At 66.8% G+C, this 21,699-nt stretch carries 21 protein-coding genes, 1 tRNA gene and 2 pseudogenes; 6 read left to right on the top strand and 18 right to left on the bottom strand.

Features of this window, described 5'->3' with window-relative positions; genetic code table 11:
- Window positions 1-57 precede the first annotated feature (57 nt).
- Together A5764_RS22060 and A5764_RS22055 are read left to right on the top strand one after the other, a co-directional pair.
- Complete coding sequence (locus tag A5764_RS22060) at window positions 58-504, top strand: lipoprotein LpqV (RefSeq protein WP_197501668.1); 447 nt, start codon at window positions 58-60, stop codon at window positions 502-504.
- A 91-nt stretch (window positions 505-595) separates the two neighbouring features.
- Entirely contained in the window at window positions 596-1,651 is a 1,056-nt protein-coding gene (locus tag A5764_RS22055; RefSeq protein ID WP_197501666.1) for a patatin-like phospholipase family protein, read from the top strand.
- A gap of 8 nt (window positions 1,652-1,659) precedes the next feature.
- On the opposite strand, the gene A5764_RS22050 is transcribed toward A5764_RS22055, so the two are convergent.
- The 15 genes from A5764_RS22050 to A5764_RS21980 form a co-directional block, all read right to left on the bottom strand.
- Window positions 1,660-2,529 (bottom strand): patatin-like phospholipase family protein, encoded by an 870-nt coding sequence (locus A5764_RS22050; RefSeq protein WP_067117170.1) that lies wholly within the window; start codon window positions 2,527-2,529, stop codon window positions 1,660-1,662.
- Window positions 2,526-3,410, bottom strand: a complete 885-nt coding sequence (locus A5764_RS22045; protein ID WP_067117220.1) for a class II glutamine amidotransferase — start codon at window positions 3,408-3,410, stop codon at window positions 2,526-2,528. Before A5764_RS22045 ends, A5764_RS22050 begins: the two co-directional genes overlap by 4 nt.
- Window positions 3,411-3,554: 144 nt before the next feature.
- Complete coding sequence (locus A5764_RS22040) at window positions 3,555-4,613, bottom strand: dihydrodipicolinate reductase (RefSeq protein WP_067117167.1); 1,059 nt, start codon at window positions 4,611-4,613, stop codon at window positions 3,555-3,557.
- A 28-nt stretch (window positions 4,614-4,641) separates the two neighbouring features.
- Entirely contained in the window at window positions 4,642-6,279 is a 1,638-nt protein-coding gene (locus A5764_RS22035) for a long-chain fatty acid--CoA ligase (RefSeq protein WP_067117164.1), read from the bottom strand.
- A 176-nt stretch (window positions 6,280-6,455) separates the two neighbouring features.
- A complete protein-coding gene (locus A5764_RS22030; RefSeq protein ID WP_082951838.1) occupies window positions 6,456-7,511 on the bottom strand; it encodes a YncE family protein in 1,056 nt (351 codons plus the stop codon).
- Between the two features lie 447 nt (window positions 7,512-7,958).
- A complete protein-coding gene (locus A5764_RS22025; RefSeq protein ID WP_067117158.1) occupies window positions 7,959-8,297 on the bottom strand; it encodes a P-II family nitrogen regulator in 339 nt (112 codons plus the stop codon).
- Between the two features lie 15 nt (window positions 8,298-8,312).
- Complete coding sequence (locus A5764_RS22020; RefSeq protein ID WP_067117155.1) at window positions 8,313-9,725, bottom strand: ammonium transporter; 1,413 nt, start codon at window positions 9,723-9,725, stop codon at window positions 8,313-8,315.
- A 141-nt stretch (window positions 9,726-9,866) separates the two neighbouring features.
- Window positions 9,867-10,637, bottom strand: a complete 771-nt coding sequence (locus tag A5764_RS22015) for a DUF427 domain-containing protein (protein ID WP_067117153.1) — start codon at window positions 10,635-10,637, stop codon at window positions 9,867-9,869.
- On the bottom strand, window positions 10,634-10,909 hold the full coding sequence (locus A5764_RS22010; protein ID WP_067117217.1) for a DUF6295 family protein: 276 nt from the start codon (window positions 10,907-10,909) through the stop codon (window positions 10,634-10,636). The genes A5764_RS22015 and A5764_RS22010 overlap by 4 nt, the downstream gene beginning before the upstream one ends.
- A 12-nt stretch (window positions 10,910-10,921) precedes the next feature.
- Window positions 10,922-11,677 carry a dienelactone hydrolase family protein gene (locus A5764_RS22005; protein WP_067117150.1) on the bottom strand — a complete coding sequence of 252 codons (756 nt, stop codon included), beginning with the start codon at window positions 11,675-11,677 and terminating at the stop codon, window positions 10,922-10,924.
- 118 nt (window positions 11,678-11,795) lie between these two features.
- Window positions 11,796-13,388, bottom strand: coding sequence for an esterase-like activity of phytase family protein (locus A5764_RS22000; protein WP_082951836.1), 1,593 nt, complete (start codon window positions 13,386-13,388; stop codon window positions 11,796-11,798).
- A gap of 19 nt (window positions 13,389-13,407) precedes the next feature.
- Entirely contained in the window at window positions 13,408-14,190 is a 783-nt protein-coding gene (locus A5764_RS21995) for a hypothetical protein (RefSeq protein ID WP_067117147.1), read from the bottom strand.
- A gap of 76 nt (window positions 14,191-14,266) precedes the next feature.
- Complete coding sequence (locus tag A5764_RS21990) at window positions 14,267-14,695, bottom strand: cupin domain-containing protein (protein WP_369807357.1); 429 nt, start codon at window positions 14,693-14,695, stop codon at window positions 14,267-14,269.
- Window positions 14,696-14,709: 14 nt separating this feature from the next.
- Window positions 14,710-15,927: a bifunctional 2-polyprenyl-6-hydroxyphenol methylase/3-demethylubiquinol 3-O-methyltransferase UbiG gene (locus A5764_RS21985; RefSeq protein WP_067117142.1), complete on the bottom strand. Its 1,218-nt coding sequence runs from the start codon at window positions 15,925-15,927 to the stop codon at window positions 14,710-14,712.
- A gap of 40 nt (window positions 15,928-15,967) precedes the next feature.
- On the bottom strand, window positions 15,968-16,801 hold the full coding sequence (locus A5764_RS21980; protein WP_067117138.1) for a mycofactocin-coupled SDR family oxidoreductase: 834 nt from the start codon (window positions 16,799-16,801) through the stop codon (window positions 15,968-15,970).
- A 103-nt stretch (window positions 16,802-16,904) separates the two neighbouring features.
- Between A5764_RS21980 and A5764_RS30155 the strand changes: the two are divergent.
- Window positions 16,905-17,003, top strand: a pseudogene (locus tag A5764_RS30155) (cyclodehydratase); the annotation flags it as partial.
- A gap of 61 nt (window positions 17,004-17,064) precedes the next feature.
- On the opposite strand, the gene A5764_RS21975 reads toward A5764_RS30155, so the two are convergent.
- The 3 genes from A5764_RS21975 to A5764_RS21970 all read right to left on the bottom strand — a co-directional run bounded on the left by A5764_RS21975 (window position 17,065) and on the right by A5764_RS21970 (window position 18,985).
- Window positions 17,065-17,937, bottom strand: a complete 873-nt coding sequence (locus tag A5764_RS21975) for a PE family protein (RefSeq protein WP_067117212.1) — start codon at window positions 17,935-17,937, stop codon at window positions 17,065-17,067.
- Window positions 17,938-18,244: 307 nt separating this feature from the next.
- A complete protein-coding gene (locus A5764_RS28520) occupies window positions 18,245-18,694 on the bottom strand; it encodes a hypothetical protein (RefSeq protein ID WP_156664806.1) in 450 nt (149 codons plus the stop codon).
- Between the two features lie 217 nt (window positions 18,695-18,911).
- Window positions 18,912-18,985, bottom strand: a tRNA-Leu gene (locus A5764_RS21970).
- A gap of 357 nt (window positions 18,986-19,342) precedes the next feature.
- Between A5764_RS21970 and A5764_RS21965 the strand changes: the two genes are divergently transcribed.
- From A5764_RS21965 to A5764_RS21955, 3 genes and pseudogenes are all read left to right on the top strand, one after another.
- The gene (locus A5764_RS21965) at window positions 19,343-20,200 is read left to right on the top strand and encodes a PE domain-containing protein (protein WP_067117136.1); all 858 of its coding nucleotides are present in this window, start codon (window positions 19,343-19,345) and stop codon (window positions 20,198-20,200) included.
- A gap of 71 nt (window positions 20,201-20,271) precedes the next feature.
- Entirely contained in the window at window positions 20,272-21,462 is a 1,191-nt protein-coding gene (locus A5764_RS21960) for a PPE family protein (protein ID WP_067117133.1), read from the top strand.
- A gap of 148 nt (window positions 21,463-21,610) precedes the next feature.
- Window positions 21,611-21,699 (top strand): annotated as a pseudogene (locus A5764_RS21955) (WXG100 family type VII secretion target); the annotation flags it as partial.

Raw genomic sequence — 21,699 nt, 5'->3', positions numbered from 1 at the left:
CACTCGCAAAATCCGAAGCGCTCCATCACGGCCGCCAGTGTTGCATAGATTGAGATCGTGCGTTGGCGCCGTCAACGGCCCCAGTGGTGGGCCGCCCTCGTCCTAGCAATCGGCTTGACCGGATTGGCCGGCGTCACCGCCTGCTCGCGTGGCGCCCCCACCAGCAAGCCCACGCTGCCGTCGTCGGCGCGTTCTTCCGCGGCCCCCAATGCGGCGCCGCCGGGTGCCGTCGGGCTCTCCCCCGCCGGCGTGACGACCAGAGTCGACGTGCCCGCCGATTCGACCGAGGAGGAATACTTCCAGGCCTGTCACGCCGCCAAAGTGTGGATGGAAGCGCAGCCCAAGACCGGTGGGTCGCTGCTGGAGCCGTATCTGGCGATGATTCAGGCGTCCCCGACGGGCACGGCCGGCACCTGGAATGCCCGGTGGTCTGAGCTGACGCTGGCGCGGCAGGCCGCCGTCCTCACCGCCGCGCGAGCGGCCGCGAGCGACGAATGCGGGTAGCGCCGGCAAGCCCCGCCGCAATTGCGATCACGGCTGCAAAAAAGTGCCGGCCCGGCCGGTGACGCTCGGTTCCGCCGCGCAAAATGAATGGGTGCCCGGCGAACCTGGCGGAGCGGTCGCGCGCCGATCCTCACCGACTCGGGTGGCGCTGGCGCTGGGCAGCGGCGGCGCCCGCGGCTATGCCCACATCGGGGTGATCGAGGCCCTGCGGGCGCGTGGATACGAGATCGTCGGCATCGCGGGTTCGTCGATGGGCGCGCTGGTCGGGGGCCTGCAAGCGGCCGGGAGACTCGACGAGTTCGCGGACTGGGCGAAGTCGCTGACGCAGCGCACGATCCTGCGGCTGCTGGACCCGTCCATCAGTGCGGCCGGGGTGTTGCGGGCCGAGAAGATCCTCGACGCGGTGCGCGACATCCTCGGCCCGGTCACCATCGAGCAGCTGCCGGTCCCCTACACCGCGGTGGCCACCGATCTGCTGGCCGGCAAGTCGGTGTGGTTTCAGCGCGGTCCCGTCGACGCGGCAATTCGCGCCTCGATCGCGATCCCGGGGGTGATCGCGCCGCACGAGATCGACGGCCGCCTGCTCGCCGACGGCGGCATCCTGGATCCGTTGCCGATGGCCCCGATCGCCGCGGTCAACGCCGACCTGACCATCGCGGTGAGCCTCAGCGGCAGCGAGGCCATCGAACGCCGCGCCGCCGAGCCGGGCGTCACCGCCGAATGGTTGAACCGCATGGTGCGCAGCACGTCCGCCTTGCTGGACACGACCGCGGCCCGGTCGCTGCTCGACCGGCCGACCGCGCGGGCGGTGCTCAGCCGGTTCGGAGCGGACACCTGGTCGGAAGAACCGGGTGCGGAGCCGCCCGGCGGGGACGACGACCTCGACGTCGGCCCGGCGGTCCCAAAGCTGGGCGGTTTTGAGGTGATGAACCGGACGATCGACATCGCCCAAGCGGCGCTGGCGCGCCACACGCTGGCGGCCTACCCGCCCGACGTGCTGATCGAGGTGCCCCGCTCGACGTGCCGGGGCTTGGAATTCCACCGGGCGTTGGAGGTGATCGGCGCGGGCCGCGCGCTGGCCGACCAGGCGCTGGACCGCCTCGAAGCCGAGCAAGAGGACCCGGACCCGCCCGCGATCGAGGGTTGATCCGCCGGTCAGACCCCGAGAAAACGCGCGACGGCAGGGGCTTCGCGGCGGCCTTGGTCCCGCCCGGCCAGCGCCGAGGCGACGCGGCAGCGCGGATCCAGGGGGTTGGCTCCGAAAGCCGCGAGGGAGTCGTCGTCGGCGAACACCGCGAACGTCGCGCCGGGGAACGCCGCCATCTCGGCCGCCGGCCCGTCGCCGAACGGCGAGGGCGCGTCGGCGCCCGAGGGCACCAGCACCACCGCCGCGTCGCAGTCGCCGGCCACGCCGAGGTTGATCGGACTGGCGATCCCGCCGTCCATGTAGCGCCGCGCCCCGATCGTCACCGGCGGCCAGGCGCCCGGCACCGCGCAACTGGCCGCCACCGCGTCGACGAGCCCGACGCCGGAGTCGCGATCGAAGACGACCAATTCCCCTGTGGCGACGTCGATCGCGGTGATGCGCAGCACCCGCTCCGGCCAGTCGTGCGATGGCAGGCGCTGGGAGATCACCCGGCGCCGCACCGGCTCGGGCACGGTTTGGGTCGCTACCGCCACAGCCCCGATGCGTTGCATCTGCTGCCGGATCTTGTCCCGGGTCGTGTCGTAGGGTTCGCGCAGGGCGGCCAGGAAAAGTTCGGTGATGTCGTCGACGTCGACACCGGAATCGATTTCGGCCGATGACTCGGCGATCTGCCGGTCGAACAGCGCCTCGAGCGTGCTGCCGCTGCCGATCTGCGCGGCGACCGCCGAACCCGCCGATGTTCCCACCAGCACGTCCGAATCCAGCAGCAGCCGGGCGGCTTTCGGCCGTTCGTCGGCGATGCCCTGCAGAATGCCCGTCTCCCAAGCGATTCCGGCGATTCCACCACCGGCCAGCACGAGCGCGCGTCTGGTCGTCACGCGCCGCCTCGGACCTTCGTGTGTTGGGACAGCTGCACCGGCGCGCTCAGGTCTTCGCGGCGGAGCAGATGAGCCGGCGGGTCGGCTAACACGACGCTGCGGGCGATCTGCAGCCCGGCGTCGACGTGGACCAGCTCTCCCGGTTCGAGCAGGCACCAGCGCGGATCGCCGTCCATCGGCTCGCTGGCGAACACCACCGACGAGCGGGTGCACAGATGCTCCGACCGGGCGCGGATTCGATGTGTGCGCAGGTCGAAGCCGGGGCCCGTGTCGTCGTGCTCGGAGCGACGATCGAGCAGGTAGAGCTCGTGGGAATCCGGGTAACGCAGCGCCCACATGTCGGTGGCCGTGCTCAGCAGGATGTTGACCGCGTAAATGGGGGCGTTCGCCGCGAGCCACCGCACGGCGTCGACGAGACCGGCCGTCTCGTCGCCGCCGCGGGCGCGGACCGAACCGGTGATCAACGCGAACACCCGCTCGGAATCGGTCTGGCCCAAAACCAGGTCCGCGGTGCCGAGCTCGCGCAGCCGGGCGTCGATGACATCCAGTCCCTCGACCACGCCGTTGTGCGCGAAGATCCGGCCGTCCTGCTGGAACGGGTGCGTGTTGCGGACGTCGAGCGACCCGGTGGTCGCGTACCGGACGTGGGCCACGAAGGTCGTGCCGCTCAATTGGTGCGCCTCGGTGGCGAATTGGGTGTCCTGCCACGCCGCGATCGGCTCCTTGTGCAGCTGCGGCCGACCATGCTGGTCGAATAGGCCCAGGCCCGTGCCGTCGGGGTTCTTCCGGCTTTGTTGCGACAGGCTGTCTGGGGCGTTCAGCAGCCAGAACGTCGCGGTGCAAACGTGTGTCCCCGCGTGCAAGCCAAAAAGTCGGCACATGGTCTCGACCGTACCGAAGGCGGCCGCCGCGCCCGGAGGCTCGGTTTGGGTTCCGCGACACATCACCAGTTGCGACGACACGCCGACGCGCATCGCAACGGATTATGTCTGGCGACATCCGCGAGCAGGCCAACCGAGCGCGCTTTACCGCGCCAACCCGGGGGCGGCCCGGCCGGTGATCAGCGGCAGGTCGAAAAAGCTCTGAATGCCCGCCGGTGCGGCGCAGGTGGCCGGGATCGCATTGACGCAGTGCGCGGCGGTCGCCACGATTCCGGGATTGCTCTGCAGCCCGGCCAGCACACTTTCCGGCTGCCAGCCCTTCACGGTCACCAGGGTGTCCGGGTTTCCCCGCACCTCGATCTCGTAGCGTTCCCCCGCCGGCCCGAAACCCCACGGCGGATCGAGGTTTTCGGATCCCATCAGCCAGTTCACGGTGATCTGCACGACCACCGTGTCGCCGACCAGCGCCTCCCAGCAGAAGCGGCGCGCGGCGACCTGGCCCGGCTCGATCACGCCGATCGGTGAGGCGATCGGTGCGGTCGCGACGGCCACCTCCTGCGACGACCGGATCTCGCGGTCGGCGGCGAAGCCCAGCTGGTCGACGCAGAGCCGCACGGACTGGATGAACCCGCCGTCGAGCAGCTTTTGCATCGGCCCGGTCAGCGCGCTGTCCGGCGTGCCGCCGAAGCCCATCACGTAGCGCAGCACGTCCGGCGCGCCATAGGTGCGAAGGTCGGAGAACTCTTCCGCGCGAACAAAAGTCACGCCGGTCGACATCACCGACAGCAGCAAGGGGAACAGCTCGGTGGCCGCCCCGGGGCCGATGCCCGCGCCGTGCAGCGTCGCGTTGCCGGCCTGTGCGGCGACTTCCAGTGGGGCGGCTTCCTTTTCGCTCGGGTAGAACCAGCCGAGCGGGGTGACGACGTTCTTGCCCGAGCGCAGCAGCGCGGCGACTTCCTCGACGTTGGGCAGCAACGGCGCATAGATCACCGCGTCGGCGTGCATCGCGAGCACGTCGTCGATGCTGTCGGTCGCGGTCACACCCAACGGCGAGGTGCCGATGATCTCGCCGACGTCCCTGCCGCCCTTGGCCTCCGAATGCACCCAGCAGCCAACGAGTTCCAGGTCGGGATGATCGAGCACGCCCTTGATCGCCGCCGTTCCGACGGACCCGGTCGCCCACTGAATGACCCGCAGACTCATGTTCCCATCTTGCTTGCCCGCGAGCGCTTCAGTCGCGGGCCTCGATCACCGAGTAACCGTCTTCGGCGTAGCGCGCGCGGATGGCTTTCTTGTCGTACTTGCCCACGCTGGTGCGAGGGATCTGGTCGGCGAACGTCCATCGCTCGGGCAACCACCACCGGGCCACCTTGTCCGCCAGGAACTTTCGCAGGTCTTCGGCGCTCACCGACGAGTGCTTGGCCACGACGACCGCCAGCGGTCGTTCCTGCCACCGCTCGTCGGGAACCCCGACCACCGCGGCCTCGAGGACATGGGGGTGGGCGATCAGGCAGTTCTCCAGCTCGACCGACGAGATCCACTCCCCGCCGGACTTGATGACGTCTTTGGCCCGATCGGTCAGGGTGACGAAGCCCCGCTCGTCGATGCGGCCGACGTCGCCGGTGCGCAGCCAGCCGGAGTCGAACTTGGACTCGTCGCGTCCCAGGTAGTAGGCGCCGGCGATCCACGCGCCCCGGACTTCCACCTCCCCGACGGCCTCGCCGTCGTTGGGCAGCACCTCGCCGTCGTCGTCGACGATCCGCATCTCCACCCCGCAGAGCGGCTGGCCCTGCGTCGCGCGGAACGCCCAGTGCTGGTCGTCGGGGGTGTCCGGCGGCGGCCACGCCATGGTGGCCATCGGCGACGTCTCCGTCATGCCCCAGAGCTGCCGGATCTGCACGCCGCGCTTTTCCTCGAAGGTCCGCATCAGCGAGACCGGAACCGCCGACCCACCGCATACCACCAGGCGCAGCGACGACATGTCGTGGTCGGGGTCGTCCTCGAGGCGATGCAGCACGTCGTTCCAGATGGTCGGCACCGCGCCCGCCAGGGTGGGCCGCCGGCTTTCGACCATGCCGATCAGCGATCGGGCGTCGAGATGGCAATCGGGCAGGATCAGGTCGGCGCCCGCCATCAGCGCCGCGTACGGCAGCCCCCAGGCGTTGGCGTGAAACATCGGCACGATCGGCAGGACGCGGTCGATGGCCCCGACGCCGATGCCGTTGGTGGTGCACGCCCCCATGGCGTGCAGGAAGCTCGAACGGTGGCTGTAGACCACGCCTTTGGGGTTGCCGGTGGTGCCGCTGGTGTAGCACATCGCGGCCGCGGAGTTCTCGTCAATGCGCGGCCAGTCGAATTCGGTCGGCTCATCGGCGATCACGTCGGCATACCGCAGCACGGTCTTGCCCGATTCGGCCAGCGGCGCCACATGTTCTTCTGGCGCGTCGCCGACCACGATCACCGTGTGCACGGTCTCGAGCTTGCCCAGGACGGGCACGAGCAGTTTGACCAGCGACGCGTCGACCAGCATCACCTCGTCTTCGGCTTCGTTGGCCACATAGGCGATCTGCTCGGGGAAGAGCCGGATGTTGAGCGTGTGCAGGACGGCGCCCATCGACGGCACCGCGAGGTAGGTCGCCAGGTGTTCGGTGTTGTTCCACATGAACGTCGCGACGCGCTGATCGCCGGTAACGCCGAGGCCGCGCAGCGCATTTGCCAACCGGGCGGCCTGCTGACCCAGTTCGCGGTAGGTCGTGGTCCGGTAACCGTCCCCTGTGGCGGTGGCGACCGTGCGTACTCCGTGGACCGCGCAGCCGTGCCGCATGATCGCGGTGATGGTCAACGGAAAGTCCTGCATTGTGCTGTCCATCGAGGTACCGCCTTTTCCGAGTCCCGGCGCAGCGCCGCCTGATGCGGTCGGGCGAATGCTATCGCCGCGCGCGGCCGCGAGAAACGGATTCCCCCGACAATTCGCGTTTTACTCGGGCAGCGGCCCAAATCGCCCGACTTCTGCCCACCCGCTACGCGGGCTGCATCGTCGTCAAGCTAGACCAACGCCGGCTCGGGCGTGCGGACCGACGCCCCGGTGCCCAGCGCGACGATCGAGGCGACCGGCGCCACCGTGAGCCTGCCGGAATAGTCGGCGAAGTACAGGTATTTCGCGTTGGGGCTTTCGAGCACGCACGACGGCTGATTGGCCACTCCGAGGGTGCCGACGACGTCGTGCGTGAGCGTGCACAGCACCGTGACGCTGTCGTCGCTGACCACGTAGGCCCGATCGCCGTCGCGGCTGAGTGTCAACCCGGTGAGGATGCCGCTGAGCTCGCCGATCTTGTACGTGCCGGTGATTTTCACCGTCCGCGTGTCGACGACGTCGATCACGGCGCCCCAGTCGGGGCCGCAGCTGGCCACGTAGGCCAGCGCGCCGTCGGGGCTGAGCGCGACGTCGCGGATCGGCAACCCGATCTCGACGGTGCCGATGAGTTGCCACCGGGCTGCGCTCCTGGCCAACATGACGAGCCGGCCGCCGGCAGGGCTGGTGGTGGCGACATACAGGCGAGCCCCGTCGGGGCTGACGCGCACGCATTCGGTGGTGGTTCCGGGACGAGTCGACAGGTCGATCGCCTCCACCAGGCCGGTCACGGTGTCCAGAACGGCGACGTCGGCGCCGCCGGCCTCGTTGCGGCTGGCGTAGACGTACCTTCCGTCGGGGCTGACCGCCAGGTCGCTCACGCTGAACGCCAGCGGGTGCGTCGCGACGACCGTGTTGGTGACCAGGTCGATGACCCCGACCGAGTCGTAGGCCGGCGACACGATGCTGACGTAAGCGCGGGCGCTGTCGGCGCTGCCGGTGGCGACAGCGAAGGCCTCGTCAAGGCCTTCCACCGTCTCCACGACCCGGCAGCTGTCGGTATCGATCACCGAGACGCTGTCGTGGCCGTGGTTGGTGACGACCAGTCGGGCGCCATCCGGGGTGGCGGCGATGCCGCTGATCGGACCGTTGCGCACGGCGATCTCGGCAACGATGGGGAATCCCGGCGCCGCCCCTAACTCGATGGGCCCGCCATCGGGGGTGCCCGCACGGTGGTTCAGGTCGCGCATGCTGCGCACCGCCTTTGCTGTCTCCGTGGTCGGTCCGCGGGCGCGACAGAGCTGCGGCAACGCGCTGCGACACTGGCGACCCGGGATTAACCGCACTTCAGCACCCGTTAGGTGACTGCTTTCGTCAAACTTTACCGACGAAATTCCACCCAAAATTATTTCCGTGTGACTGCTGTTGAGGGCGTCACGTCGAAAACTCAGACTGCGCTTAAGATCTCGTCATCGACGGCGCCGGGTGTGACCGGGTGGCGAACAGCAGACACCGGTTCCACCACCCAAGTTGAGCAGCGCGGCTAACCCTCCGGGCGCGCGCTCCAAAAAATTCAAAAATAAGGGGTTCTTAGAATTTCTCGCGAAAGAGGCAGATGTCACATCCGGCCTTACCCGCGTACCCAGCCGGGCAATTCAATTCGCGGCACCGCTTGACGGTTAAAATGCCGTCGGGGGTTACAGCGCGTCGTGGTCCCGTTCTCCGGTCCGGATCCGGATCACCTTCTCTACCGGGGAAACCCACACCTTGCCGTCGCCGATCTTCCCGGTGCAGGCCGCGCCGATGATGGCCTCAGCGACGCGCGCGGCAAACTCCTCGGCGACCAGTACCTCGATGTGGACCTTGGGCACGAACTCGATCGCGTATTCCGCCCCACGGTAGACCTCGGTATGCCCCCGTTGCCTGCCGTATCCCTGGACCTCGGTGATGGTCAGCCCCAGCACACCGACGGCCTCCACGGCGTGCCGGACGTCGTCGAGGGTGAAAGGCTTGACGACTGCGGTGACCAGCTTCATGGCTTCATCACAGCCTCAATCACCCGCCGTTTCGGCGGGCTCGGTGGACACCGTCTCGGCCCGCGCCACTACCGGCTCGACCCGCCGGCCCGTAACGAGAGCTTCGTCGGGGTAGGCCTCTTCGTCGTGCACACCGAGGTCACCGGTTTCCAGGACCTCGTCGGGCAACCGCAACTTCATAAACAGGCCAAGGACTTTCAGGATGACAAACGTCACGAACGCATCCCAGACGATGACCGTGGCCGCGGCGCCGGCCTGGATCAGGATCTGCTTGGGATGGTGACCCCACAGCCATCCGGAGAAGGTCACGTCGGATCCCGTGCTGCCGCCGAGGTATTCGACAATCTTCGGGTCGGCGAGCACGCCGACGAGCAACCCGCCCGACAGGCCCGCCACCCCATGGGTGTGGAAGACGCCGAGGGTGTCGTCGACCTTCTTGAACAGCCTGGTCCTGCCCAGCCAGTTCCACGACATCCAGACCAGCGACGAGGCGACGACGCCGATGATCATCGCGCCGAAGCTGTTGACGAAGCCAGCGGCCGGGGTGATGGCGACCAGCCCGGTAATCATGCCGTTGACGGCGCCCAGGAACGTCGGCTTGCGCTGCCTGCTGGCGAAGATGTCCCACAGCACCCAAGTGAGCAGCGCGACGGCCGTGGCGAGGTTGGTGTTGAGCACCGCCAAAGATGCGTCGGCGCCCGAGAAATACGGGTCGCCGCCGTTGAATCCGTTCCAGCCCAACCACAGCACACCGGCGCCGACGGCGGCCAGCGGAAGGTTGTTCGGCACGGCGCGCTCCCGATCCCGCGCCAGCCTCGGACCTATCACCGCGGCGGCGACGAAACCCGTTGTGCCAGCGGCGAGATGGATCACGTACCCACCGCTGTAGTCCAGCGCTCCGGCGTGCGACCACCAGCCGCCGCCCCACAACAGGAACGCGTTCACCGAATAGGCGAAGGTCGACCACAGCGGCACGAAGATGAGCCACGCCTTGAAGCTCATGCGGCCGATCACGCTGCCGAGGAACAGCAGCGGCGTGATGGCCGCGAAGACGAACTGGAAGTACGCCAGCGTGGTCTGCGAGAAGCGGAAGGGCGGCATGGTGCCGTCTAACAGCGGGATGACGGCTTGCTGCTGGTTGTTGCTGGACAGGATGGTGTGCGGGATGCCGACAGCGGACTGCAGGATGCCCGGGCCGAGCTTCAGCGGCTCGCCGAAGCCCATCTTGAAGCCCCAGAGCACCCATACGACCAGCACCAGTGAAAAACCGGTGAAGGCCATCAGCATCGTGTTGACCGCCCACTTCTTTTGCACGAGGCCGCCGTACAGCACGGCGATGCCGGGGATGCTCATCAGGCCGACGAGAGTCGCCGCCACCAACTGCCAGGCGTTGTCTCCGGGATTCAGCCAATCGGGATAAGGCAACATGGTTCAGACACACCCCAATTCGAGCCAACGGGCTTTAATCAGCTGCGGTGCGAAACGACGCCGTAGACGGGTGAAGCGTCGAATGGAAATGTTTCGGCCGTGTGTGCGGCGTTTTAAATATTGATTTCGTTCCGCGACCCGTTAGCTGAACTGGGTCTGCGGTCGCGGCAAAGCGGCGCCGTCGACGATGATATCGACCTTCTCGTTGTAGAAGGCGACCAGGCCGGCGATTTGGCCGACCGCCGGTAGCGGGTAGTGGTACGTCCACGCCAGATCGGGATGGGATGCCTCGCCGACCCGCACCGACCAGTAGCCCGACGTCACCCCCTTGTACGGGCACAGCGTCTGCGTGGTGCTGGGTTCCAGGTGCTCGAACGCGATGTCGGTCGGATCGATGTAATACCTTGTCGGCAAGCCGGTTTCGAACAGTAGCACCGGAGAGGCGGTGTCGGCCAACAGGATTCCTTCGAGTTCGACGCGAACATGCCGGTGCGAACGCAGGGCGTCGACCCGCGAATACGGGTTGCGTGGGTGGCCGTAGATCGGCTCGTCTTCCTCGAACCACCGCAACGGGTCCCACTCGAATCGCACGGTGCCCGCAACCGGGCTGCCGCTATCGGCGTCGAACACGCGGGCGGCCGATTGATGGGTCTGGCCGGCGCCGACCAGGGAGTGCAGCCGCGACGGACCGAGCTGCACTTTCTGCGGGTGGTTCTCGTCCCGCAGGAACTCGGTGCGCACGTCCGTGAGCGGCACGTAATACGCTGGGTAGTAAGGTATTTCCCACACGTAGCGGGCCGCGGTGGTGTCGAAGAGCAGCTCGTGGCCGAGGTAGCCGCGGACCCGGCGGGGTGCGGGCTCGATACGTCCCCGGGCGGCGGCCATTTGCGGGTAGTCACGTTCGGCGGTCATGTCTGGTCCTTCGAGGCCAGGCCGGCCGGCGCGTTGGCGATCGCCTTGTGGATGGCGCCGGCCAGCGCCAGGGCGCTCTCCTCGGTCAGTTCGAGGGCGACACGCGCCGCCGGGCCGAGCTCGGGGTTGATGACGTCGATGTTGACCGTGTGGCCGTAGGGCGCGTGGACGGGGTGGTCGACGTACACGGTCGCGCGGTTGGCGCCGAACCAGCCCGTCGCGCCCTTGCCGCTGCCGTCGATCTGCACATGTTCGGTGAGATAAGTGCACATGCCTTGAGACACCTAGCCTTTCAGATGGGTGGCGAAGAACTCGTCGATGCGGCGCCAGCCGTCCACCGCCGCCTCGGGCCGGTACGCGGGCCGATCGACGGAGAAGAACGAGTGGCCCGCGCCGTCGTAGGAATGAAACTCGTGCGGTTTGTCCAGCTTGGTCAGTTCGGTGTCCAGCGTCGCCACCGCGGGCGGTGCGGGGAACTTGTCGTCGGCCCCGAACAGGCCCAGCAGCGGGCAGCTCAGGTTGGTCGCCAGGTGCAGGATCGGCTGCATCACCTTCGGCATGCCCTCGGGTGCATCCTCGACGACGAATGCGCCGTAGCAGTCCACCGCGGCGTCGAACCGCAACGAGCACGCCGCCAGGTACGCGTGCCGCCCGCCCGAACAGTGCCCGATCACGCCGAACCTTCCGTTGGCGCCGGGCAACGAGCGCAGGTGTTCGACGGCGCCCGCCACGTCGCCGACCAGTCGGTCGTCGGGCACGCCACCGGCGGCCCGCACCGCCGCGGCGGCGTCGTCGGGCGCGGCGCCGGGCGCCTCGCGGGAGTACAGGTTCGGGGCCACAACGTGGTAACCGCTGTCGGCGAGGCGGCGGACGAACTCCTTGGTCTCCCGGTCGTAGCCGGGCATGTGGTGGATCCACACGATGCCGCCGCGCGACCCCTCGGCAAGTGGGCTGGCTCGGTACGCCTCGATCTCGTCGCCGCCGTGGCCGGTGATGGTGATCGTTTCTGCGCGGATTGCGTCTGGGCTGGGCGCGTTCATCGCGGTGCTCCTCGTTTCGTCGCGGAAATGCGGAGCGCATGCGGCCCGTCCGTGGTCGCCCCGCCGGAACCAACGTAGCCGAATCACGCCATGGCGGAGCGGAGCGCAGGTCAGGCGCTCAGCCGACCTTGATCGGCACCGACAAAGACTCAGTTGTCGCCGGCAGCTTGCTCGTGTCGACGATGAGGATCTCGCCGCTGTCTTGGGTGCCGTTGGGCAGCATCTTCGGCTTGAGTTGGAAAGGCGGTGTGTCCGAAGCCAATCCGGCCAGGCCGAAGTCGCTGTCGTTGGCGAGGATCAGGGTGTTGCCGCCGTCGCGGCTGAGGACTCCCTCGATCTTGTCGTGCCCGAAGAAGTCGCCGTTGGGCGACAGCGACCGCACCAGCTCTCCGAGATCGAGCTTGAGCGTCTTGGTGGCGGGGGTGATCCCGGCGCCCTTGAGTTTGTCCGTGGCCGCCGCGTCGGTAGCGATGCCGACGAACGTCTCGATGGGAACGCCGTTGATCAGCAGGCCGCCCGCGTCGGCCCGATAGGAGGCACCCGGCACCGTCGAGCGGGGGCCGACGTCGGTGGCCCCGGAAATGTCGGCGAGGTAGATCTTCTTGTTGCCCTTGGGCGCTGGCTCGTCGTCGCGCTCGTCGACCAGGAACGTCGTGGCGCTCACCGCGGTGATCTCCGACACCGCGACCTTCGTTTGCTGTGGATTGGCCAACGGATAGAGGTACTCGTGCATGTCACCGCGGTTGGCGAGGTTGATGGTCAGGATGCGGGTGACCGGAACGGATTTCGACGAGCCAACCGATCCGGGCGTGCTGAGGGCCGACTGCATGATGCCCACCAGGGTGCTGCCGTCGGGGGTAACCGTCAGGCCTTCCATGCCCTGATTCGGTGCCCGCAGCGACAGCTCGGTGGGCAACGAGCCGTCGAACGGTGAAAGTCGTTCCAGCTCTTTGCCGCTCGCGTCGAAGTGGACGATGAACGGGCCGTACTCGTCGGACACCCAGAACGTGCCGTCGGGCATGGCGACCAGGCCCTCGCTGTCGAGCCCGTGATCCGACGGTGCCAGCCGGTTGCCGTTGAGGTCCACAAAGGATTCGCCGGTGGAGGCCCGCGGGTCACCGACGCCCACCAGAGGTGCGCCGTCCTTCCCGCTCAGCGTGATGATCTGCTCCAGGGTCGCCACGCCATCGGTGAGTTTGAGCTTGGCGATCTGGAGGTGGAAATCCGGCACCGGAAGCACCTTTTCGCCCGGGGCGGGCCCGTCGACGTTCGGGCCGCGGTCGGCCAGGGCATAGATTTCGTCGGCGCTGCCGGGCACCGCGGCGATCGCGGACCCGTGCGCGTTGGCCTGCACGGCAACCTCGCCGACGATGATCAACGGCGGCTCGTCCTCGGCGTAAAGCCTGACGGCGTGGCTGACGGTGACCGGAAGCAGGTCGGTGCCGGCGAAGCCGGCGTCGGGCGTGTAGATCATCGCGCCGTAAGCGCCATAAGCGATGGTGCCGTGGGCGGGCTTGCCGAACGCCACCGGCGTCACGCCATTGGTGGCGGCCAGCAGCTGGCCCGGGGCGATGGTCAAAACCTTCCCGGGGCCCGTGCTCAATTCCTTGGCCGGTGGCGCCAATTGGGAGGGCGACGGATCCGACGAGCAGGCCGCCAGGGTGATCAACGCTGTTCCCGCCGCCAGCCAGCGTTTGGCCTCGCCTGCCATGCAGCCGATCTTTGCGCTTTTAGCGCCGCTTCTCGCGCACTTTGTAGGTAGAGGGCCACGATTTTCGCGACTCGTCGCCGGTCAGCGGGGTGCCCATGCCCCCGACCTTGACGTTGTAGGCCTCCTTGCCGGGGCCCACCTCGCGATTGGCGTGTTCCTGAGCCAGGTAGTACAGCTCGTCGATGGTGGCCTCGTCGTAGGCGACGAACGAGGTCTCCCGGGCGACGTCCTCGATCCCGGCAAGCATCCGCTCGGACAACCACGGCGACGCCAGCGCCGCCAGGCCGAAGAGCGAAAACGGAATGGCCCAGTAACCGACGTACGACAACGGTGTCGTCGTGTCCAGGATGCTGGAGTTCGCGTCCACAATCACCGGGATCGCCGCCGACAGCGTCATGCCGGCGAACGCGGCGATCCAGACCCAGGTCAGTGTCCTGACCATCCGGCCGAACAGCTCGGTCTTGACCACGTCGTCGGGCTGTTCCGCCGCGGCAAACTCCCGCACGAACGGCTTGCCGACCAGCACGCTGACGAGCGCCACCAGCAGGATGCCGGCGTTGCTCAGCAACAGGAGCCACCGCTGGTTGAACGCGTCGCCAAGCGCAAAGGTCAGCACCGTCAAGACCAAAAATGTTGCCGCGGACCCGGCTTGAAGGGGTCGCCACGGCTTGCCGGTCGCGCCGCCAGCCGCCAGCGCGGCGACGGCGATCGCCAGCGCGATCAGCGCGGCGACGCCGAACGGGACGTTACCGACCAGGACCCAATAAGCGATCCACGGCGCAAAGCCAGAGAGCATGCCCACGGGGGGTCAGTGTATGGGTCAAGGTTTGCGGGGCCGTTGGCGGCAAGGCGTTGCCGGGGGTGATCCGGGTCGCTCGTCAGTCGAAGTCGCAACCGGGGTTGGGGGCGTCTACGGCGAGCGGCGTGCCGGGCGGGTCGACGTAGATGACTTGCAGGATCGTCGGGACGGCGCCGAGGTTGCGGCCAATGTGAACGTGGTCGGCGCCGGCGGGCTCGACGACCGCGTCGCCGGCGTTGTACACGCCGTCTACCGAGCAGTTGGACGCGTTATGTGTCAGCGTGCCCTGTTTGACCACGCCGACCAGTTCGCCGTCGTGCCAGTGCCAGCCGGTGCTGCCACCGGGCGCGATGGTGATGTCGCGGGTGATGTAGTCGCGACCGTCCAGCGATGACTGGTTCAACAACACCGATTCGATGCCCCGAGCCGGTGTCGCAGCGGCTTGGACCGGGGCACAAAGCGTCGCAACGGCAATGGCCGACGCCGCCGCCTTGATCACCAAACGCACGGTTGCCTCCCTCATCACGATTGATTCAGCGCCATGGCCAGGAAGTCGATGCGCCATAGCGACCGGAACAGGTTGCGCCCGAACTCCTGCAGGTCGGTTATGCCTGCCGGGTTGACGTCGCCGCGCTGTGCCACGCACTCGACGATCTCCCGGATCGAGCGGCGGCCGTCGACGTGCTGGACGAACGGCAGCTGCGCGGGGTTGAGCTTCAGCTTCGCGCCCGGCAAGAAGATCTCGTCGCCGGACAGCAGGCACGCCGTGCGCGTCAGCGGAACGTAGTCGAGCGACTCGCCCGTCGAGAAGTCAATCGTGTAATGGTGTTTCGGTCGCTCGGGGCGGCAGGCGATGAAGAAATGGGTGGCGTTCGCGGTTTGCAGGCGTTCCATCACCGACCAGAGTTTGACGTCGGGCAATTGGTTCAACACTGACTGGAATGGGCCAGCCGGCGCGAGAAGGTCGTACGGATAGTACGGGGTTTTGTGAAACCACCCCTGGAATGCGAGGCCGGCCGAGCTGACCAGGTCCAAACACTCGTCGACGGTGTAGCTTCGCTGCCGGCTGTGCAAAAACGTGTCGACCAGGGCGCCGTCGGAGAGCAAATCGCGGGCCACCTTCAGATAGCTCTGCACGGGGTGGTTCCCCGGTAGCACCGCAAGGGCGTCTTTGACCACTTGGACGGATGCTTCGTCCTGCGACAGCCCCAGGTCGCGGAACACCGATTCGAGTAATTCGACTCCGATGCGGCCGTACTTCGCGTAGAGCATGACGCCCATTGCCCCGTCGGCGCGCAGGCATCCGGCCAGCGCCTTCAGACCGGCGAGGGGATCGGCCAGGTGGTGCAGGACGCCGCTGGAGACGATGAGGTCGAAGTGGCTTCCGAGCGTCGACACCTCTTCGATCGGCAGCAGATGCAGCTGCAGGTTCTGCAACCCGTGCTTGTCTTTCAGGTACTGCTGGTGATCCAGCGCGGACCGGCTGACGTCGATCGCCACCACTTTCGCGGCGCGGTTCATGAAGGCAAAGACTGCGGCCTGGTAGGTGCCGCACCCCGCGATCAGGATGTCGAGATCGGGTTGGTATTCGCGGTTCGGCCAAAACACCCGATGAGCCCAATAGGGATCGAACCAGTCCCAGTGGTTTTTGGTCCACGCCTCCAGGTCGGTCACCGGGGGCGGATACTGCCACCGGTCGTATTGGCGGGAGACCCCGTCACCGCGCGGATCGTCGGTCACTTCGGCGCTGACTCCTTCGCGGTGGATCGGGAAACCAACGCTATTTAACGGCGAAGCCCGCATCCACAGGAAGCGAGATGCCGGTCACATAGCGGCCGGACTGCCCGCACAGGTAGATCATCGCCTCGGTCACGTCCGTGGATTCGATCATCGGGACCGGCAGTGCGTTCTCCAGCGCACTGTTGCCCTCCGGGTGGTCGGCCATGTGTTGGGCGACCGCATCGTTGAGAAGCATCGGAGTGGCCACCCCGCAGGGATGGACGGCGTTGACGCGAATGTTCTTTTCAGCCAACGTGGTCGCGTAATACCGCATCAGCCCGACGACGCCGTGTTTGGCGGCATGGTAGCCGGCGAAGCCATGACTTCGAACGCTGAACTTCGGGCACATGCTGTTCATTCCGGCGGATGAGCTCGTGATGACGATCGCCCCGCCCTCGCCGTGCTGCAACAGGGCGGGCAATGCCGCCTCGACCGTGTAGTAAACGCCATTGAGCAGGACGTCCACCGCGTTCACGAACGCCTCGATCTCATTCCGCTTGTCGCCGAACGCCGGCAGTATCCCGGCATTGGCCAGCACGAAGTCCACCCTCCCCAACTCGGCGACGCCGGCAGCGACGGCGCCCTTGAGCCGGTCGAAGTCCCGGACGTCACCCTGCTCCGCAACGATTCGACGGCCCGTCTTCTCGACCAGGTTGACGGTCTCGTCCAGGTCCTCGCGGGTGGTCATCGGGTAGGCAACGGTGTCGATCTGATCGCAGAGATCGAACGCGATGATGTCCGCGCCCTCTTCGGCGAACCGAACCGCGTGCGAGCGGCCCTGGCCACGTGCGGCACCAGTGATGAATGCGACCTTGCCGGCGAACTGCATAGCCATGGCTCCTCCGAATGCTCGACGCCAGACAACAAGGTGAATTGAGTATCCGCCTATCGCCTGCGCTCAGCGCTGGGATGGAAGAACTGGCCCTCGTCGGTAACGTGCCATGTCGCACGCCGCCACGGACGTGATGGTGCTGTCGGACTACCTGGTCGGTCTGGTGGGCCCGCTTGTCAATCCCGGCGTGACCAGCTGCCTGGGCTAGCACCAGGTAGAACTACCGCGCCGCCTGGGCGCAGTGTGTCCCGACGACCTCAAGACGACTACGAACCGGAGAGCAAACCCTCGGCGGCGGGAATAAGGCCACCGAATTCCGTTCCATCGAGTGGAATGGAAGTCACCGTACCGTTGGAGGAGTGCAGCGTAAGCGTAACGGGCTGAAGAGGGGTCAGAAGCCCTCCCAGCGGAACGCTGATGTCCGCCGAGGTGTATTGGGTGCCCGAAGGCACCGGGTACGACTCCGTGACGGTTTGTTGGCCAAAGAAGAAACTGCTCGCGGCATTAGCGGGAGTTTCGAGGAGCGCTTCGGCGGCCGCGACTGGATTCCCGGTCTGCACCGCGTTGGTAAATGCTGCGCTGCTGTTTCGGAGTGTGATTAGCACGTTGGCCTCTGGACCCAACGCGTCAAGCGCGAGCGCAAAGGGAGTGGGCACCTGGAGTGTTCCTCCGGTGACGGTGACCGGTCCAGGTAACGACGGTTCCCCGTACAGCGTTAGCTGTATGGGACCGAGCGGAGTCGGGTAATCGAAGACACGAGCGCTGTACTGCGCGGGCGTGGCTCCGCTCCCGGCCAGCGGACGCCCCAGTAATGAATTGGCGGGTGCATTGACTGCATCGAGCAAAATCTGCTGGGCGTTGGCGGCCTCGGCGCTCAGATAATTACCCATGCCCCCGGCTAGCTTGGCGACGAACTGATCATGGAACGCCTGTGCCTCAGCGCTGAGAGCCTGGAATTCCCGACCGAAGTTGCCGAATACCCCCGCAATCGCGGTGGATACCTCGTCCTGAGCCGCGGCCGCGACGCCAGTCGTGGGAGCCGCCGCCGCAGTACTCGCCGCGCTCAGCTCCGAGCCGATACCCGCCAGAGTCCTGGTAGCTTCCGAGGCACTGTCCGGCGCCACGCTTACAAACGACATAGACCCGTCCCCCGCAGAGATCACCGACCAACCACCGACCAACGCAGTTGATCGGTAACCGATATCCGCTTTGCTGAAACCGGTCTAACGCTCTTGCCATAAATTGTTAACGGGCTATCTGCCATGCCGGTGCCGAAGACAGGCTGGCCGGACAATGCTGGACCCTAATCCCGGACCGCCGCGCGCCCCGAACTCCTGCAGGTCAGCCGGTATGTCGCCGCGTGGAGCGACGCATTCGGCGATCTCCCGGAGCGTGCGGCTGGCGATCCTACCTGTTGCGGCGGAGCAGCATGCCGTTGGATGAACGTCAGGATGCCTGTTTGATCTCAACCTTGTTAATTTGCGTGTATCCCGCCGGGTGACCGCAGACCGCGGTGTTGTAGGTGATGACAGACGTACCCGCCAAGGTGTCGGGATCCCACGTGACGTGCCTACTGGTGGCGAGTTGATGATAGCTACCGTCAGGGCAACTTAAGTCGCCCATCTCGTCGAGGACCCATTGACCATCGATGAAATACGCTGGGTTACCCCCCTCGCCGGCTTTGATCCAGACGCATCCGCCGTTCGGCTGGCTGGCGCAGGGATTGACTGTCCAGCTGGTGACCAAGCTGTGGCCGCCCGGCGACGTCGAGGTCTCGTTGTAGCTGCCGCTCATCGTTGGTCCGTCAGCCCACGCTGGGCTAGCTGCACCGAGCGCCAACCCGGCGCACACAGCGGCTGCGGCGAAGCCCCGCACAATAACCAGCTCGATATCCATCATCATCCGCCTTTCTCCTGGGGAGGATCCGCGTGTCGCGTGGGGAAACTGTAACCAACAATCCACTCGTTCGCGCGACGATGCGTTTGCCCTCAGCCTCGGGTGGCTCCCTGGGACCACCGGCCTCTCATGACTCCTGGCTATCAGGAGCGCTGGGTCGCCGCCAGAAGGCAGACCCCACTTTCCCCCGAGTCACAGACCATGCCCTTCGTCACCGTGCCCCCAGTCGGACTCGAACCGACACTGGACGGATTTTAAGTCCGCTGCCTCTGCCAATTGGGCTATGGGGGCTCGGCGGCGAATCTAGCGCGCGGATCCCGGCTGCGGAGCATCGCATCCCACCCGAAATCGGTGAAATCTCGAAGATGCGTTCCGGCCGCGGTTGCCCTAAGATGCGCGCGCCGCGCACGGTTTTGCGCTTTGCCGGCCGATCTCAGATGACAAAACTATGTCGCCCGGCAGGGAACCGTTAAATCTGTCGACACGGTCGTTAAGAAGCCGTAAACGCCCGTCGCCCTGGCCTTTTCCGTCGGGACTGTGGAGGGACGGCTCGTTAGCCTTTTGCCAGTCGCACCGCGCCGATACGCCAACGTACAGAGTCGATCCACCGCAGGTGGATGGACATTTTCCGAACACTAGGAGAAGAAGATGTCTTTTCTGACAGCAATACCCGAAGAGTTGCTCGCCGTCTCGGCGCAACTTGCGGCGATCACGACTTCATTGACTGCCCAAAACGCGGGCGCGGCGGAACCGATCACGACGATCATTCCGGCAGCCTCCGACCCGGTATCTGCCCAGCAGGCGGGGATTTTCGCGGCGTACGGCGCACTGTATCAGCAGATTGCCGCGGAGGCTCAGACTATCCAGGAACAGTATGCGAGCACCCTAGGGCTCAGCTCTGGCACCTACAGCAGCGCCGAGGCCGCCAACGCGGCCCAGACGGCTCTCGGCGGCTCCGGTCCTCTTGACGTCGTCCAGTACCTCCTCGGCGGAACCGGCAACTACAGCTCTGGTCTCGGTGGCCCGCTCAGCCTCTCGGGCAATCTTGGCAACATGATCAATATCGGTGGCGGCAACTGGGCCTCCGCAGGCTCCGACCTGCTCGGGATGGCCGGCGGCGGTCTGCTGCCGGCCGCCTCCGGTGACGCCGCCGATGCCGCCGGAGATGTTGCAGGCGCAGCCGGCGCTGCCGACGCGGTGAACGTGACCGCGCCGGCCGGCGGGATGGGCGGACTGGCCGGCATGCCCGCCGCGGGCATGGGCCAGGCCACGATGGTCGGCAGGTTGGCGACGCCGCCGAGCTGGGCCGGCACGCTCACGTCGAGCGTCAGCCCCGCCACCGCCGTCGAGACGGTCGGCTGGACCGCCGCGGCACCGCAGGCCGGACCGGGGACGATCGTGCCCGGAATGCCCGGATTGGGAGCGGGCGCGCGCAACAGCGCCGGCTTCGGTGCCCCGCGCTACGGCGTCAAGCCCATCGTCATGCCGAAGCCGCAGGCCGTCTAAGGAGTGAGTTCATACGCGGTCACACAGTCAACTAACAGCAAAACTCGGGACGAAGGGAACGGGATACAGAAATGGTTCTAGGTTTCGATTTCGCGGGTGTACCCCCGGAGATTACCTCGGCGCTCATGTACGCCGGTGCCGGCGCAGGACCGCTCATGGCCGCAGCGACGGCTTACAACAACCTGGCCGCCGAGCTGAGCACCACAGCGACCCAGTGGGAGTCGGTAGTCTCGACCCTGACCACCGAGCAATGGACGGGTCCGGGGTCGGCAGCAGCAGCGTCCGCAGCCCAGCCCATCGTGTCATGGCTGACGACCTCGGCGGCGGCGCTCGAGCAGGCGGGCACCCAGGCCATGGCGTCGGCTGCCGCATATGAGACGGCGTTCGCGGCGACGGTCCCACCGCCGATGATCGCTGCCAATAGGTCGTTGCTGGCGACGCTGGTCGCGACGAACTTCCTGGGCATCAACACGCCAGCAATCATGGCTACCGAGGCGCAATACGCGGAAATGTGGGTCCAAGACGCCATCATGATGGCTACCTACCAGGGCGCCTCGACGGCCGCCTCGGTGCTTCAGCCGGTAGCGCCGCTGACGCAGTCCGCCAACCCGGCTGCCCCGGCCCTGCAATCCGCCGCGGTCGCCAACGCGGCGACCCCCGCCCAGACGTTGGCGGACGCGTTTAGCTTTCTGCCCCCGACGATTAATCCGGAAGGCCCCATCAACTTCCTCGGGAATGCCTTTACACCTAGCAGTAGCCTTCTGCAGTCGATTGACGGCTTCCTCGGCACTCCGTCGGTCCTCAATGCCGTTAATGGCGCGGTCAACACCGGGGCGTGGTTCACCATGAACGCCATCCCGACCGGCGTGTCGCTGGGTCACACGCTGGCGGCCGCCACACCGGCCGCCGCCGCCACCGCCGGCTCCGTCACCCCGCTCGCCGGTGGTGCGATCGTCGGCGAAGGAGCCCTGGTGAACTCGGTGGGCGGAGCGGGGGCCGCGGGAGCGCTAGGCGAAGCCTCGGCGGTGGGTGGCCTCTCGGTGCCGGCCAGCTGGTCCTCGGCCGCGCCCGCAACGCTGGCTTCGTCCACCGCCCCGCTGGAGGGCTCGGGCTGGACCGTCGCCTCCGAGGCGGGGGAGCCGGTCGCGGCGATGCCCGGCATGCCCGGCATGGCGGGGGCGGCCAAGGGCGCGGGCGCCTACGGCGCCGGCCCGCGGTACGGCTTCAAGCCCACTGTCATGCCCAAGCAAGTCGTCGTCTGATGCGGGAAATAAAGAAAGGGGATATGTAACCCGTTTAAGGGCGAGCAATTAACCGCTAGGCCGTTATCTGTCCGTCACGTGGCTACCGCCGCATCGACCAAACAAGACTTCGACAACTGAAGGCTTCGAAACAAAGGAGAAAGGCAACATGGCAACACGTTTTATGACTGACCCGCACCAGATGCGGGCGATGGCGGGCCGTTTTGAGGTCCACGCTCAGACTGTTGAGGATGAGGC

Source organism: Mycobacterium sp. 852002-51057_SCH5723018 (assembly GCF_001667035.1).
In the GTDB taxonomy this organism is placed as follows: domain Bacteria; phylum Actinomycetota; class Actinomycetes; order Mycobacteriales; family Mycobacteriaceae; genus Mycobacterium.
Note: the sequence above shows the minus strand (reverse complement) of the source record. Positions and strands in the feature narration are given on the sequence as shown.

Bases quoted from the DNA above. Each gene is read 5' to 3' on its own strand.
- A5764_RS21980 (WP_067117138.1), bottom strand. From the start codon at position 16,801: ATGGCTATGCAGTTCGCCGGCAAGGTCGCATTCATCACTGGTGCCGCA.
- A5764_RS22000 (WP_082951836.1), bottom strand. From the start codon at position 13,388: ATGGCAGGCGAGGCCAAACGCTGGCTGGCGGCGGGAACAGCGTTGATC.
- A5764_RS22030 (WP_082951838.1), bottom strand. From the start codon at position 7,511: ATGCGCGACCTGAACCACCGTGCGGGCACCCCCGATGGCGGGCCCATC.
- A5764_RS21965 (WP_067117136.1), top strand. From the start codon at position 19,343: ATGTCTTTTCTGACAGCAATACCCGAAGAGTTGCTCGCCGTCTCGGCG.
- A5764_RS22020 (WP_067117155.1), bottom strand. From the start codon at position 9,725: ATGTTGCCTTATCCCGATTGGCTGAATCCCGGAGACAACGCCTGGCAG.
- A5764_RS22015 (WP_067117153.1), bottom strand. From the start codon at position 10,637: ATGACCGCCGAACGTGACTACCCGCAAATGGCCGCCGCCCGGGGACGT.
- A5764_RS22005 (WP_067117150.1), bottom strand. From the start codon at position 11,677: ATGAACGCGCCCAGCCCAGACGCAATCCGCGCAGAAACGATCACCATC.
- A5764_RS22010 (WP_067117217.1), bottom strand. From the start codon at position 10,909: ATGTGCACTTATCTCACCGAACATGTGCAGATCGACGGCAGCGGCAAG.
- A5764_RS21975 (WP_067117212.1), bottom strand. From the start codon at position 17,937: ATGTCGTTTGTAAGCGTGGCGCCGGACAGTGCCTCGGAAGCTACCAGG.
- A5764_RS21960 (WP_067117133.1), top strand. From the start codon at position 20,272: ATGGTTCTAGGTTTCGATTTCGCGGGTGTACCCCCGGAGATTACCTCG.
- A5764_RS22045 (WP_067117220.1), bottom strand. From the start codon at position 3,410: ATGTGCCGACTTTTTGGCTTGCACGCGGGGACACACGTTTGCACCGCG.
- A5764_RS28520 (WP_156664806.1), bottom strand. From the start codon at position 18,694: ATGGATATCGAGCTGGTTATTGTGCGGGGCTTCGCCGCAGCCGCTGTG.
- A5764_RS22025 (WP_067117158.1), bottom strand. From the start codon at position 8,297: ATGAAGCTGGTCACCGCAGTCGTCAAGCCTTTCACCCTCGACGACGTC.
- A5764_RS22040 (WP_067117167.1), bottom strand. From the start codon at position 4,613: ATGAGTCTGCGGGTCATTCAGTGGGCGACCGGGTCCGTCGGAACGGCG.
- A5764_RS22035 (WP_067117164.1), bottom strand. From the start codon at position 6,279: ATGGACAGCACAATGCAGGACTTTCCGTTGACCATCACCGCGATCATG.